The 13,829-nt window shown below is 46.0% G+C and carries 13 protein-coding genes; 2 read left to right on the top strand and 11 right to left on the bottom strand.

All coding sequences use genetic code 11. The features are described from left to right. Positions 1 to 63 precede the first annotated feature (63 nt). Complete coding sequence (locus MO387_RS08055; RefSeq protein WP_242326186.1) at positions 64 to 1,329, top strand: HD-GYP domain-containing protein; 1,266 nt, start codon at positions 64 to 66, stop codon at positions 1,327 to 1,329. Positions 1,330 to 1,516: 187 nt separating this feature from the next. Here MO387_RS08055 and corA read toward each other — a convergent pair whose 3' ends face one another. From corA to cobB, 4 genes are all read right to left on the bottom strand, one after another. Further along, entirely contained in the window at positions 1,517 to 2,464 is a 948-nt protein-coding gene (corA, locus tag MO387_RS08060; RefSeq protein WP_006081968.1) for a magnesium/cobalt transporter CorA, read from the bottom strand. 126 nt (positions 2,465 to 2,590) lie between these two features. After that, positions 2,591 to 2,962, bottom strand: coding sequence for a hypothetical protein (locus tag MO387_RS08065; protein ID WP_107947883.1), 372 nt, complete (start codon positions 2,960 to 2,962; stop codon positions 2,591 to 2,593). Positions 2,963 to 3,318: 356 nt separating this feature from the next. After that, positions 3,319 to 3,768, bottom strand: a complete 450-nt coding sequence (locus tag MO387_RS08070) for an ATP-binding protein (RefSeq protein ID WP_242326187.1) — start codon at positions 3,766 to 3,768, stop codon at positions 3,319 to 3,321. Beyond that, entirely contained in the window at positions 3,765 to 4,496 is a 732-nt protein-coding gene (cobB, locus tag MO387_RS08075) for a Sir2 family NAD+-dependent deacetylase (protein ID WP_107947888.1), read from the bottom strand. Before cobB ends, MO387_RS08070 begins: the two co-directional genes overlap by 4 nt. Positions 4,497 to 4,753: 257 nt before the next feature. Here cobB and fur point away from each other — a divergent pair, with 257 nt between their 5' ends. Continuing rightward, positions 4,754 to 5,185 (top strand): ferric iron uptake transcriptional regulator, encoded by a 432-nt coding sequence (fur, locus tag MO387_RS08080; RefSeq protein ID WP_006081972.1) that lies wholly within the window; start codon positions 4,754 to 4,756, stop codon positions 5,183 to 5,185. Between the two features lie 81 nt (positions 5,186 to 5,266). Here the strand turns inward: fur and MO387_RS08085 are convergent, their stop codons facing one another. The 7 genes from MO387_RS08085 to MO387_RS08115 form a co-directional block, all read right to left on the bottom strand. After that, positions 5,267 to 5,764: a GNAT family N-acetyltransferase gene (locus MO387_RS08085; protein ID WP_242326188.1), complete on the bottom strand. Its 498-nt coding sequence runs from the start codon at positions 5,762 to 5,764 to the stop codon at positions 5,267 to 5,269. A 109-nt stretch (positions 5,765 to 5,873) separates the two neighbouring features. Next, on the bottom strand, positions 5,874 to 6,281 hold the full coding sequence (gene rnk, locus MO387_RS08090) for a nucleoside diphosphate kinase regulator (protein WP_242326189.1): 408 nt from the start codon (positions 6,279 to 6,281) through the stop codon (positions 5,874 to 5,876). A 424-nt stretch (positions 6,282 to 6,705) separates the two neighbouring features. Further along, entirely contained in the window at positions 6,706 to 7,578 is an 873-nt protein-coding gene (sucD, locus tag MO387_RS08095; protein WP_006081975.1) for a succinate--CoA ligase subunit alpha, read from the bottom strand. Beyond that, on the bottom strand, positions 7,578 to 8,744 hold the full coding sequence (sucC, locus tag MO387_RS08100; RefSeq protein ID WP_006081976.1) for an ADP-forming succinate--CoA ligase subunit beta: 1,167 nt from the start codon (positions 8,742 to 8,744) through the stop codon (positions 7,578 to 7,580). Before sucC ends, sucD begins: the two co-directional genes overlap by 1 nt. Positions 8,745 to 8,849: 105 nt before the next feature. Further along, positions 8,850 to 10,037, bottom strand: a complete 1,188-nt coding sequence (gene odhB / locus MO387_RS08105) for a 2-oxoglutarate dehydrogenase complex dihydrolipoyllysine-residue succinyltransferase (protein WP_012587457.1) — start codon at positions 10,035 to 10,037, stop codon at positions 8,850 to 8,852. Positions 10,038 to 10,068: 31 nt separating this feature from the next. Next, positions 10,069 to 12,900, bottom strand: coding sequence for a 2-oxoglutarate dehydrogenase E1 component (gene sucA / locus MO387_RS08110; protein ID WP_242326190.1), 2,832 nt, complete (start codon positions 12,898 to 12,900; stop codon positions 10,069 to 10,071). Positions 12,901 to 13,114: 214 nt separating this feature from the next. Next, positions 13,115 to 13,822, bottom strand: coding sequence for a succinate dehydrogenase iron-sulfur subunit (locus tag MO387_RS08115; RefSeq protein ID WP_028759701.1), 708 nt, complete (start codon positions 13,820 to 13,822; stop codon positions 13,115 to 13,117). Positions 13,823 to 13,829: the final 7 nt, after the last annotated feature.

Raw genomic sequence — 13,829 nt, forward strand, 5'->3', positions numbered from 1 at the left:
GTAATTGTAAAGCAGCATCATTGAGATAAAATAACCCACATTAGGCTTCACGATAACAAGAATATGAAAAAAAGCTGTAAAGTCTCAGTCCATCAACTTCAAGTCGGCAACTTTGTGCGTTTGCCCGTGGCTTGGAAAGATCATCCCTTTTTATTCAGTAGCTTTCATATTAAACAAGCTGCGCAAATCGAGTTGATTAAAAATCTGGGCATCGAACATGTCATCGTCGATTTAGAGCGCAGTGACGTCGCCCCGATACATGCAGATGCGGTCAACCCAATCAAACTGCCGCCAAGTGCTGAGATCAATGTGCTTAAAAACGACATGGATCAGTACAAAGCTGAACAAATCGAAGTGCAAAAGAAATTACGCCGCGACATTCATAAAACCGAGCAAAACTTTACCCGCTCGGTCGCCATGATGCGCAGCCTCATTTCTAAGCTGCGTAATCGCCCCTTAAATGCAGTCGATGACGCTAAAGATTTGGTCCATACCATAGTCGAGCAGCTGCTCAACTCAGATAACTTAGTGCTGCACTTAATGAGCGATGCTAAGCAAGATGAAAGCATTTACTACCATTCTTTGAACGTCGCGATTCTTTCTATGCTGATCGCCAAAGAACTCGAATGGGATAGAAGTGAGATTGAAACAGTGGGTCTCAGTGCCCTATTCCACGACGTGGGTAAATTAAAAGTCCCGCCACAAATTCTTAAAAAATCGACCCCTTGGTCGGCGCCAGAGCTTAATTTCATCAAGCAGCATCCGTTACTTGGGATAGAACTGCTCAAATTAGCCGATAATTTCCCCCAAGCGGCCTTAGCTCCCATCACCAATCATCATGAGTGTCTTGATGGCAGTGGTTATCCCAAAGGCTTAAAGGAAGAGGCGTTAGACAAACTATCGCAATTGATTGCGGTAGTGAACGAATATGATTCCCTGTGTTACCCAAGCCAACAGGGCAAAGCCAGAATGCCCTATGCCGCTCTGGGGCATTTGTACAAGCAATACAAGACTAAGCTAAATCAAGAATATATTGGCAAGATGATCAAGATGTTAGGCATTTATCCTCCTGGCAGTGTGGTGGAATTATCCAGCGGTCAATATGCCATGGTGATGTCAGTTAACTTAAGCAAGCTGCTATGCCCTAAGATATTGGTTTACGATGCGTTAGTCCCTAAAGATCAAGCGCCTATCGTTGATTTAGAGATTGAAGGGATCAGCATAGTGCGCTGCTTACCGCCTGCGGCGCTTCCCGAAAAGGTCCACGAGTACCTTAATCCCCGCGAACGGGTGAGTTACTACTTTGGCGGCGATAGTCGTAAACAGTGATTGAGTTAATAGGCTTAGCGATTCATGCCTAACGGGCTTCATGCATTTAATCAAAGTCATCGAGTCAAACTCGTTGGTAAAAGTCATTGAATAAACGTGATTAAATAGCAGTGATAAAAATAAGGGTCGAATATTGCATTCGACCCTTATTTTTTAATTTGAGAAACCAACGCTACTAGCACCTGACTTATAACCAATGCTTGCGCTTAAAGAAGAAGTAAGTACCGGCGGCACTGGCTAACATCATCACAATCGCCATCGGGTAACCGTATTGCCACTCAAGCTCAGGCATACTGGTAAAGTTCATCCCATAACTACTGGCAATCAAGGTCGGCGGCAGAAACACCACAGCGGCAACCGAGAAGATTTTAATGATTTTGTTCTGTTGTAGACCACTGAAACCCATGGCCGCATCAAGCAAAAAGTTTAACTTATCGAAAATAAACTGACTGTGGGGCATCAGCGACTCGATATCCGACAACATTTCCCGCAAGTCCTTCAAGTGCTCATCGGATAGCTGGCCACGATAGTAACGCTGCATATAACGCAGTGAACGCTGGGTATCGAGCAAACTCAAACGGATTTTACCATTGGAGTCCTCTTGCAGAGTGATAAGCTTAAATACATCATCAAGCTCATCGTTATCAAATACTTGCTCACCGACATTTTCGAGAACTGTGTAAACGTCTTCGATTAAGTCAGACAGATAATCCACTTTCAGATTAAATAATTCGAGAAACAGTTCCTGCGGCGTCGACACATCTAACCGGCCCAAACGTAAATAGTTACGCAGCAAGCGGATAAGACCCACGTCTTCTTCACGGATTGTCAGTAAAAAATTGGTGCGAAGGTTGAAGGACACGTTAACGCCACGCACATCTTGGCCGACACGCTGGGGGAATAACGAATTGATATGCAGGCCATCGCTGTTTTGATAAAAACGTGCCGATGCCTCAATTTCATTGATATCTTCTTCGTCAGGCACTTCTTCAACAGAAAAATGACTTAACCATTCTCGCTCCGAATCATCGGGTTTATACAGATCTAACCAAATGGTCGATGCGGGAATACTGTCCAGTATGCCGAGCTCTGTCACGGTAAGGTGACGATTTTCATACACATAAGCAGTAATCATTTGTCCTCCTGAAAAAAACTTAAGTTAACGATCCCACTTAAGTGCAGGCTAAAAAATTGTCGCTAGTTTACCGCATAAGTTGGCAATGAAAAGGCGCGAAAGATAATTTAGTAAAATAAATATGCCTTAATCGGTCTCGATGATTGCCAGCCGTTCTTGGGTCGAAAAGCGAATATGGATGCCATCGAGCGTCACCATTTTCGAATCTGAAATATCGCCTTTGCGCACGCGATACTCGCCGTTATTGTCGGCATTGGGTGACACGATTCTTACCGTGACTATTTTGTGCTGATCGCGCCAATACCAAACACTATAACTGAGCACGCTCAGTCCGAGCACCACAAACACGCCTGTGAGTAAATAACGACGCCACAGGGATTCATTTAAACGTTTAGTGCTGATATTCGCGGCCTGAGGCACAATTTGTCGCTGGCGCTTCATCAGCAAAAACCAAGCGCCAGCAATGACTAAGACTGTCAGTAAAATTTTAGTGAGCATGGCCCCTTCCTTTGATGTACTTAGCCTGCGCGCAAGAATTAATAAATGCCAACTAAAATCGAGCATTAACTCGTCAATGCCACACATAAGTTCGCGCATTATACATTGACCATCATACGCTGACTTAAGTGGATAAACTGTCTTTGGGATCAAGCTTAAGGCTCATGGTCAAAGAGATAAGGAAAATGACGAGTAACAGTATGCAAAAGCAGTGGTTTGAAACAGAGTACAACAGCCTTGTTACAGAACAAAAAATGACAGGACGAAAACATCGCAGGCCATAGGTAAAGTAAAGGGCCTAATCAGATTTACTGCGACAAAAGCGTCACGGCACTCATGATGATAAGCCACTTAGATTAAAAATCCTCAAATACCTTTGCCATACGTTGAATTTGCGCCAAAGGCACGCCATGACGATTACGTTTTGCGCATTCCAACTGATGAGCAGGATTGCTCGGTTCGCCCACAAGTATAATTTTAACTTGATAACCTAAGGCTTTTGCCGCCGCTTCATAGGCCATGTATTCCCAACGGCACAAATTAGTGTTGTCACAAATCACCACGGGCTCGCCTGAAGACAGCGCCTGAATAAACCCCGTCAAATTACATTGATGGTACTCAGGTAACTTCTTGGCATCGAAGCGGTATTCATCTTGGTGATAGAAAAAACTATCGGTCGAAAATACGCCGCGTTGGCGCACGCCAATGGCTTTTTCTAAAGGAAGAGAAAAGATATAAGTTTCAACCCAATGTGACTTACCACTGCCCGGTAAACCACGCATAATTATCGCGATTTTATCACTCATGCATTCGACTCACTGCCAATCACTCGGCCCGCTAAAATAGTCTCGACCAACTGAGGCACTAACTCCCCCGCTTTGCCAGTCAGATGGTATTGAAACTGACTGTGTCTATCGGGTGCCATCATATTTACTTCAACCGTTTGCGCACCGTGATGATTAGCGGTATCCACAAAGCCCGCGGCAGGATACACAGTACCAGAGGTGCCAATGGCAATAAACAAGTCGCAGTTATCCAGCGCATCGTGGATACGATCCATCCCTAAGGGCATTTCGCCAAACCATACCACATGGGGGCGTAAACGCTGGGCAGGAATACAGCAGGTACAACAATTATCGACACCAAAAGGCTCACGCAGAATAAAGGTCTGACGTGAGCGCGGGCAGCGCCCTTTAGATAGTTCGCCATGCATGTGCAGCAATCGACGTGAACCCGCACGCTCATGCAAATCATCAATATTCTGGGTCACCACCAATAACTGGCCTTGAAATTCTGCCTCTAACTTAGCCAAGGCAAGGTGTGCCGCATTGGGCTCAACTGTGCCACTGTGCAATTGCTGCCAACGACTATTGTAAAAGCGTTCCACAAGCTCAGCATCACGTTCATACCCTTCTGGCGTAGCCACGTCTTCAATATGATGTTCTTCCCACAGACCATCTTGATCGCGAAAGGTGCGTAATCCCGACTCTGCAGAGATCCCTGCGCCGGTTAACACCACAATTTGCTGGTACATGCCGATTCCTTATTATTTTATTTATTTGAATTATTCTCACTGACTTTGGCGGCCGTGAATATTATTCCTTGGTATAACCATACAAAAACTATGCTTGAATTGCCGTAAAATATTGTGATTTAACGCCTATTGACACAATTTATCTGCATATCGCCCCATAAAGCCAGAACAAAGGTTTAAGTTTTCAACCTGAGCCCCTATAATGGCAAACACTATCCACGGATGAACCTATTGGTTCTGCAATCAAGAGATTAGCAATGACAGATGGAAATCAAGCGCTAAAAAAAGCGGGTTTGAAAATTACCCTGCCACGAGTCAAGATCCTAGAACTGATGCAAGGGCCTGAAAACCAACATATCAGCGCAGAAGATTTGTACAAGAAGCTGCTCGATTTGGGTGAAGAAATTGGTCTAGCCACCGTCTACCGTGTGTTAAACCAATTTGATGATGCAGGTATTGTCAGTCGTCACCATTTTGAAAGCGGTAAAGCCGTTTTCGAACTCTCGACTCAGCATCATCATGATCACTTAGTTTGCCTATCATGTGGCAAAGTAATTGAATTTTCTGACGATATGATTGAACGTCGTCAAGATGAAATTGCCATGAAACACAACATTAAGCTGACGAATCACAGCCTATATTTGTATGGCACTTGCACCAATGATACCTGTGAGCATAACGACGCTTAGTCGACTTTTGCTTTCATCAGCGTGACACAGAAAACCAGCCTGAGGCTGGTTTTTTATTGGATGATGTGAACAGGCAAACCGCTATAACACCTTGGCGTAGATATTCACTGTATGCCCCATAAACTCATTTTGCTCACGCCAGTGCATGCCAACGCGCTTAGCCACGCCTTCGGAGCCGAGATTTCCTTCTAAGATAAGTGCAATCGTCTGCTCAATCCCAAAGCGCTTAAATTCGGCTAATGCAGCAGATGCAGCCTCTGTACCAATCCCAGTACCCCAATACTCAGGGAAATAACGATAACCTAACTCGACTTCATTAAATTCTGGGATAAATTTCGGACCACAAAATCCGATCACACGCTTGTCGGCTTTGTGTTCTACCGCCCAACGGCCAAAACCATGTTGCTGATAATCGCCTTGGATCACCTGGTGAAATAACTCAACCGCCTGCTCGCGAGACGTAAAAGCGGCAGTGGGAATGTATTTCAGCATCGCCGGATTACTGTTCATCAAATACAGGGCTTCACAATCTTGCTCGGTAAATGGCCGAATAATTAACCGTTCAGTTTGGGTTATCATCTTTACTCCTTCAAGAATGGATCGCTTAACACATCAGCCAATCGTTAGCATTGTCATCACTGGCGTAAGGTCAACGATACTACGCCAGTGTATGTCCAATATATAAATCTTAACGGTGAAAATCACCGCTGCGCTCAGGCTGATACAATATTTCTTCAATACGCACTTTTACCATGGAACCACCAGGGCCTGGCCATTCAATCTCATCGCCTTGTGACAGCCCTAATAATGCGCTCCCCACTGGCGCCAAAATAGAAATCGTGCCCGCGCCGTTTACGTCTTTTGGATACACTAACCGTAAACAGAAAGTCTCATTACTGGATGAAACGCTAAATTTCACTTCCGAATTCATGGTCACCACATTCGCTGGTATCTGCGACGCAGGCACGATATCGGCTCTGTCTAATTCAGCCTCCAATGCCGCTTTGCCCGGAAACGCATTTGCCGGCAGTGACTCTAATAATCGCTCTAGTCTTTCTAAGTCGATTTCCGAAATAATGATTTTAGGTGTTTTCACAGTCTTTCCCTCGTAAAGAAACGTGATGTTCAAGCCGTTACTGTGGCTAACATCGACTCAGTGGCTTACCCTCCCCCAATGCGGTAAGCCCCATAATACAAATACGCTCACAGCGAAAGGCTGCAACCGTGTGATATAAATTTGAATTCAAGATATTTTGCAGAAACAGCACTGAAGCCATAAGCACTTGGCTCATGGTTAATGGCTCTACTCACGCTATGCTCGCCCATGGCGCAGGCGACTGCCGAGCAGAGAAGCATCAATCTAACCCGTAGAAGAAAAAATATCTAGTCTTCATGATGTTAGCTCAATCCCATTCCTATCATTTACTGTGTTTTGCAACTTATACCTATCACAATCCGATTAGTATTTTACAGCCAATAAAAAAGGCGCCTTAGGCGCCTTTTATAATCGTAAGGTTAGCTTACCAACCTGTACGAATACGCAGCGCTTTGCCAATATCAGCTAGCGAGCGGACAGTCGTCACGCCAGCTGCTTCTAATGCAGCAAATTTGTCTTCTGCAGTACCTTTACCGCCAGCGATAATCGCACCAGCATGGCCCATACGCTTACCAGCAGGTGCAGTTACACCAGCAATGTAAGACACAACAGGCTTAGTCACGTGTGCTTTGATGTAAGCAGCCGCATCTTCTTCAGCGTTACCACCGATTTCACCGATCATCACGATCGCTTCAGTCTGTGGATCGTTTTGGAACATTTCCAATACGTCGATGAAGTTAGTACCTGGAATTGGGTCACCACCAATACCTACGCAAGTAGATTGGCCGAAACCTTCATCAGTCGTTTGCTTAACCGCTTCATAGGTCAGAGTACCTGAACGAGAAACGATACCCACTTTGCCTTTTAAGTGGATGTGACCTGGCATGATGCCGATCTTACATTCACCTGGGGTGATAACACCTGGGCAGTTAGGGCCGATCATGCGAACGCCAGTTTCTTCAAGCTTCACTTTAACTTGCAGCATGTCCAGTGTAGGGATGCCTTCAGTGATACAAACGATAAGCTCAATGCCACCGTCGATAGCTTCAAGAATGGCATCTTTACAGAAAGGAGCCGGTACATAGATCACAGAAGCAGTCGCGCCAGTAGCAGCTACAGCGTCTTTCACAGTGTTAAACACTGGCAGACCTAAGTGAGTTTGACCGCCTTTACCAGGAGACACACCGCCCACCATTTGCGTACCGTAATCGATAGCTTGTTGTGAGTGGAATGTACCTTGACCGCCAGTGAAACCTTGGCAAATTACCTTGGTATCTTTATTGATTAAGACAGACATTATTTGCCCTCCGCAGCTTTAACAACTTGCTCAGCCGCGTCAGTCAGACTGGTAGCTGCAATGATATCAAGACCTGATTTAGCTAATACTTCACGGCCAAGTTCAGCGTTAGTACCTTCTAAACGAACCACAACTGGTACTTTAACGCCCACTTCTTTAACCGCGCCGATGATACCTTCTGCAATCATGTCACAACGTACGATACCGCCGAAAATGTTAACCAGAACCGCTTTCACATTGCTGTCAGACAGAATGATTTTGAAAGCTTCTGCTACACGTTCTTTAGTCGCGCCGCCGCCTACGTCTAGGAAGTTCGCTGGCTTGCCACCGTGCAAGTTAACGATATCCATAGTACCCATAGCCAGACCAGCACCGTTCACCATACAGCCAACGTTACCGTCTAATGCTACATAGTTCAGTTCGAACTTAGCAGCGTGAGCTTCGCGGGCATCATCCTGTGATGGATCGTGCATGCCCTTGATTTTTGGTTGACGATAAAGTGCGTTACCGTCGATACCGATTTTACCGTCTAGGCAGTGTAGGTTGCCTTCAGTGGTAATAACCAGTGGGTTGATTTCAAGCAATGCGAAATCATGATCAACGAACATAGTCGCCAGACCCATGAAAATCTTAGTGAACTGCTTCATTTGAGTTGGGTTTAAACCTAACTTGAAGCCAAGATCACGTGCTTGATAGCCTTGTGGACCAGTCAAAGGATCGATGATTGCAGTGTGGATGAGTTCTGGCGTTTCTTCTGCCACTTTCTCAATTTCAACACCACCTTCAGTCGACGCCATGAACACAACGCGACGAGTCGCGCGGTCAACAACGGCACCTAGGTACAGTTCGTTAGCGATGTCGGTGCAGCTTTCTACTAAAATTTTAGCAACTGGCTGACCTTTCTCATCAGTTTGATAAGTCACCAGATTTTTGCCTAACCAGTGTTCGGCAAAGGCTCTGATTTCTTCTTTATCGCCAGTGACTTTAACGCCACCCGCTTTACCGCGGCCGCCTGCGTGTACTTGACACTTAACAACCCATAAATTTCCGCCAATATGGCCTGCCGCTTCTACAGCTTCTTGGGCTGTATCACATGCAAAACCTTCTGACACTGGTAAACCATATTCGGCAAATAAGGATTTTGCCTGATACTCATGCAAATTCATGATGATCTATCCGTATACTTCTAATCAAATCCAACTGGCCCGTTTGGGCCAGTCACGAGGGTATGTCTGGCTATTTCTTTAAGCGCAAACTCTTAGCGAGTTGTCTTACAGATCAAGCAGCAGACGAGTTGGGTCTTCTAGGAAGTCTTTAATCGCCACCAAGAAACCAACAGACTCACGGCCATCAACAATACGATGGTCATATGAGAGTGCCAGGTACATCATGGGCAGGATTTCAACCTGACCATTGACTGCCATTGGGCGATCTTTAATGGCATGCATGCCTAAAATCGCGCTTTGTGGCAGGTTAAGAATTGGTGTAGACATCAGTGAACCGAAAACGCCACCGTTAGTCACAGTGAAGTTACCGCCAGTCATGTCAGCCACAGTCAGCTTACCGTCACGGCCTTTAAGGGCTAAGTCACGAACCGCTTTTTCGATTTCAGCTAAGTTCATGGTATCAGTGTCACGTAACACTGGTGTTACCAGACCACGTGGCGTTGATACTGCGATGCTGATGTCGAAGTAGTTGTGATAAACGATATCATCGCCATCAATAGACGCGTTCACTTCTGGGAAACGTTTCAGCGCTTCAGTCACGGCTTTAATGTAGAAAGACATAAAGCCTAAACGGATACCGTGGCGCTTTTCAAAGATATCTTGGTATTGCTTACGGATATCCATGATTGGCTTCATGTTCACTTCGTTAAACGTCGTGAGCATAGCGGTAGAGTTTTTCGCTTCTAACAAGCGGTTAGCGATTGTCTTACGCAGACGTGTCATTGGCACGCGCTTCTCGCTACGGCCAGCCGCTAATGGAGCCACAGCAGGTGCTGGCGCCGCTGCTTTAGGCGCAGACTTAACAAAAGCTTCAACGTCTTCTTTAGTAATACGACCACCCACACCTGTGCCTTTTACTTTGCTAGCATCAACATTGTGCTCAGCTAGTAAACGGCGTACAGATGGGCTTAACGCATCACTGCTTTCATCGCTGGTTTCAGCTGCAGGCGTAGCCGCTTCAGCTTGCGCTTTAGTGACTTCTTTGCCAGATACAGCACCGGCGATGAATTTAGCGATCACTTGTTCACCCAGAACAGTGGCGCCTTCTTCAAACAAAAACTCGCCAATGTGGCCATCTTCTGGCGCAACCACTTCAAGAACCACTTTATCGGTTTCAATATCAACCAGGTTTTGATCACGAGAAACTTGCTCGCCCACTTTCACATGCCAAGTGGCAATCGTGGCATCGGCAACAGATTCTGGTAGTACGGGTACCTTGATTTCGATACTCATGAAAAACTATCCTTTTATAAAATGTCTATTACTACAGTGTGATTGTAAGTTTCAGGGCACTGTTCACTAAAGATTCTTGCTGATGTGCGTGCAATTCAGGGTAACCACATGCTGGCGCAGCTGACGCTTCACGACCGGCATAAGTTAACTGTGCACCTGCAGGAACCGCGGCCCAGAAATGGTGTTGACTAGAGTACCAAGCACCTTGGTTCTGTGGCTCTTCCTGACACCAAACAAAATCTTTAACATGTTGGTAATCAGCCAAAGCAACGATCATTTCATCATGTGGGAACGGATATAACTGTTCGACACGGATTAACGCTACGTTAGTGATATTTTCTCTACGACGTTTTTCCAGTAGCTCGAAGTACACTTTGCCACTACAGAAGACAACGCGGTCAACCTTGCTCGCTTCCAACGTATCGATTTCACCGATCACGTTTTGGAAACTACCATTGGCTAAATCGTCCAAGCTTGAAACCGCTAATGGATGACGTAGCAATGATTTAGGCGACATAACGATGAGTGGTCGACGCATAGGACGCACCACTTGACGGCGCAACATATGGTAAACCTGTGCCGGCGTAGAAGGCACACACACTTGCATGTTGTGGTTTGCACACATTTGCAAGAAACGCTCTAAACGGGCGCTTGAATGCTCAGGGCCTTGACCTTCATAGCCATGGGGTAACAGCATAGTCAGACCACATAAACGGCCCCACTTCTGCTCACCCGATGACAAGAACTGGTCGATAACCACTTGAGCACAGTTAGCAAAGTCACCAAACTGAGCTTCCCAAATGGTCAGGCCGCCGGGTTCTGCTGTCGCATAACCATACTCAAAGGCCAGCACTGAGGCTTCAGATAATACTGAGTCAGTAATATCAACTGGGCCTTGCTCATCGGCGATGTTGCGCAGTGGCATGTAAGTCGTGCCATCGTTTTGATTGTGCAATACCGCATGACGATGGAAGAAAGTGCCACGGCCAGAATCTTGACCCGTAATACGTACACGCTTGTTGTCTTCCAGAATCGAGGCATAAGCCAAGGTTTCTGCAAAGCCCCAATCGAGTGGCTTCTCGCCTTTCGCCATTGCTAAACGGTCGCTATAAATCTTAGCAACGCGTGATTGCAATGGATGGCTTTCAGGCACATAACTCATTTTGTCAGCAAGACTTTGTAAACGCTCAGCCGACATAGATGCCTGATACGCTTCGTCCCACTCACGACCGATATACGGTGTCCAGTCAACAGAATGCAGCGTCATTGGGCGCCATTCTTTCACCACACAATCACCTTGATCTAATGCATCACGGTAATTATTGATAAGACCAGTCACATCATCAGCAGCCATCACGTTTTCAGCGATTAGTTTATCCGCATAAATCTTACGTGGCGTTGGGTGTTTCTTGATCTTGGCATACATCAGCGGCTGAGTTGCACTTGGCTCATCGGCTTCGTTATGGCCATGACGGCGATAACACACTAATTCAACCACCACATCACGTTTGAACTCGTTACGATAATCAACGGCTAACTGCGACACAAAAGCAACGGCTTCTGGATCATCAGAGTTAACGTGGAAAATCGGTGCCTGAACCATCTTAGCGATGTCAGTACAGTATTCAGTCGAACGAGTGTCCGCATGGTTAGAAGTCGTGAAACCCACTTGGTTGTTCACTACGATGCGAATGCTGCCGCCGACGGTAAAACCACGAGTTTGAGACATGTTGAATGTCTCTTGTACTATCCCTTGACCCGCAATTGCAGAGTCACCGTGAATAGTAATAGGCATGACTTGTAAGCCATCCTTACAACCGCGACGGTCTTGACGGGCACGTACAGAACCAATGACCACAGGGTTAACGATTTCAAGGTGCGATGGGTTAAAGGCCAGTGCTAAATGCACATTGCCGCCCGGCGTTTCGAAATCAGAGGAGAAACCTTGGTGGTACTTAACGTCACCCGAACCGTGGGTATCAGCATGCTTACCCGCGAACTCGTCAAACAGTTCAGCAGGACGCTTACCTAACACGTTCACTAACACGTTCAGACGACCACGGTGAGCCATACCGACGACGATTTCTTTAGTACCCGCTTCACCTGCACGATAAATAATTTCGCGCATCATAGGCACTAACGCATCACCGCCTTCTAACGAGAAACGTTTCGCACCAGGGAATTTAGCACCTAAGTATTTTTCAATGCCTTCTGCGGCGTTTAAGCCTTCAAGAATGCGTGTCTTAACACTTTTATCGTAGTTAGCTTTACCTAAGGAAGGTTCGAGACGTTGTTGGATCCAGCGTTTCTCATCGGTATCGGTAATATGCATATATTCAGCACCGATAGAACCACAGTAGGTGGCTTTCAGCGCTTTTACCAAATCCGCGAGCTTCATGGTTTCGCCACCATGAGCAAAAGAACCTGTATTAAACTCACGATCCATGTCTTCTTTAGTCAGGCCGTGGAAGGCAGGATCTAAATCAGCAACGGGTTCGCGTTTCCACAGTTCAAGCGGGTCAAGGTTAGCACCTTGGTGACCACGGAAACGATGGGCGTTAATTAACTGCAGGACTTTAACTTGCTTAGCATCCATTTCAGGATCCGTCACACGAGCAGAGCTCTTATGGCGTCCTTCTAACGCTAAACTGCGAAAATAATCACGTACTTTTGAGTGAGCAGCTTCAGGCGCATCAACAGAGGCACCGTTCACAGGAGGGAGATTATCAAATACCGCACGCCAATCATCAGCGACTGACTGTGGGTCTTCTTGATAGGCTTCATACATCTCTTCTACGTAGGTCGAATTTGCACCACTTAAGTGAGATGATTCGAGCCAGGCTTTCATGATGCCTTGGTGCATTTCTATTCCTTTCAAACTTTATACACGTGCTTAGCCATAGTATTAAATATGCAGTCTGTAGAGATTACCTTCGACGCATAATTTCTGCCGCCCCTAGATGTCCAGATATACGGCGCGTTGTCTTCCATTACATACGCAAAAGAGTCACCTTCTGCTACCAGAAAGTGACTCTTCAAGAGCTATATTATTATTGGTTTCAGCTCGGGTTCTCGCATTACACTGCTCGCTTCAACAGCATGGACTTAATATGACCAATTGCTTTAGTCGGATTAAGACCTTTTGGACAAACGTCAACGCAGTTCATGATGCCGTGGCAACGGAACACGCTATAGGCGTCGTCCAGCTCAGATAAACGTTCTTCTGTTGCTGTATCGCGACTGTCGATCAAGAAACGATATGCGTGAAGCAGACCGCTTGGACCGATAAACTTATCAGGATTCCACCAGAATGATGGGCAAGCCGTAGAACAACAGGCACACATGATACATTCGTAGAGACCATCTAAATGAGCACGCTCTTCAGGGGATTGTAAGTGTTCACGAGCAGGTTGTTTCTCATCATTGATGAGGTAAGGCTTGATCTTCTCATACTGCTTATAGAACTGAGTTAAATCAACAACTAAGTCACGAACAACTGGCATACCTGGTAATGGACGTATTTCTAATTTCTTGCCTTTAAAGGTTGAAATTGGGGTAATACACGCCAGACCATTCTTACCATTCATGTTCACGCCGTCTGAACCACACACGCCTTCACGGCATGAGCGACGGAATGACAAAGTCGGATCTTGCTCTTTCAACTTGATCAGTGCATCGAGCACCATCATGTCAGAGCCTTCAGCCACTTCTAAGCTGTAATCCTGCATATACGGTTTAGTATCTACGTCAGGATTGTAGCGATAAACTGCAAATGTCAATTTCATCTTTGCA

This window comes from Shewanella sp. N2AIL (assembly GCF_022690845.1).
Taxonomy (GTDB): Bacteria; Pseudomonadota; Gammaproteobacteria; order Enterobacterales; family Shewanellaceae; genus Shewanella; species Shewanella baltica.

What these genes read in the sequence shown, in the direction of transcription:
- MO387_RS08055 (WP_242326186.1), top strand. Translation starts at nt 64, where the DNA reads ATGAAAAAAAGCTGTAAAGTCTCAGTCCATCAACTTCAAGTCGGCAAC.
- corA (WP_006081968.1), bottom strand. Translation starts at nt 2,464, where the DNA reads ATGATTACTGCTTATGTGTATGAAAATCGTCACCTTACCGTGACAGAG.
- MO387_RS08065 (WP_107947883.1), bottom strand. Translation starts at nt 2,962, where the DNA reads ATGCTCACTAAAATTTTACTGACAGTCTTAGTCATTGCTGGCGCTTGG.
- MO387_RS08070 (WP_242326187.1), bottom strand. Translation starts at nt 3,768, where the DNA reads ATGAGTGATAAAATCGCGATAATTATGCGTGGTTTACCGGGCAGTGGT.
- cobB (WP_107947888.1), bottom strand. Translation starts at nt 4,496, where the DNA reads ATGTACCAGCAAATTGTGGTGTTAACCGGCGCAGGGATCTCTGCAGAG.
- fur (WP_006081972.1), top strand. Translation starts at nt 4,754, where the DNA reads ATGACAGATGGAAATCAAGCGCTAAAAAAAGCGGGTTTGAAAATTACC.
- MO387_RS08085 (WP_242326188.1), bottom strand. Translation starts at nt 5,764, where the DNA reads ATGATAACCCAAACTGAACGGTTAATTATTCGGCCATTTACCGAGCAA.
- sucD (WP_006081975.1), bottom strand. Translation starts at nt 7,578, where the DNA reads ATGTCTGTCTTAATCAATAAAGATACCAAGGTAATTTGCCAAGGTTTC.
- sucC (WP_006081976.1), bottom strand. Translation starts at nt 8,744, where the DNA reads ATGAATTTGCATGAGTATCAGGCAAAATCCTTATTTGCCGAATATGGT.
- odhB (WP_012587457.1), bottom strand. Translation starts at nt 10,037, where the DNA reads ATGAGTATCGAAATCAAGGTACCCGTACTACCAGAATCTGTTGCCGAT.
- sucA (WP_242326190.1), bottom strand. Translation starts at nt 12,900, where the DNA reads ATGCACCAAGGCATCATGAAAGCCTGGCTCGAATCATCTCACTTAAGT.
- MO387_RS08115 (WP_028759701.1), bottom strand. Translation starts at nt 13,822, where the DNA reads ATGAAATTGACATTTGCAGTTTATCGCTACAATCCTGACGTAGATACT.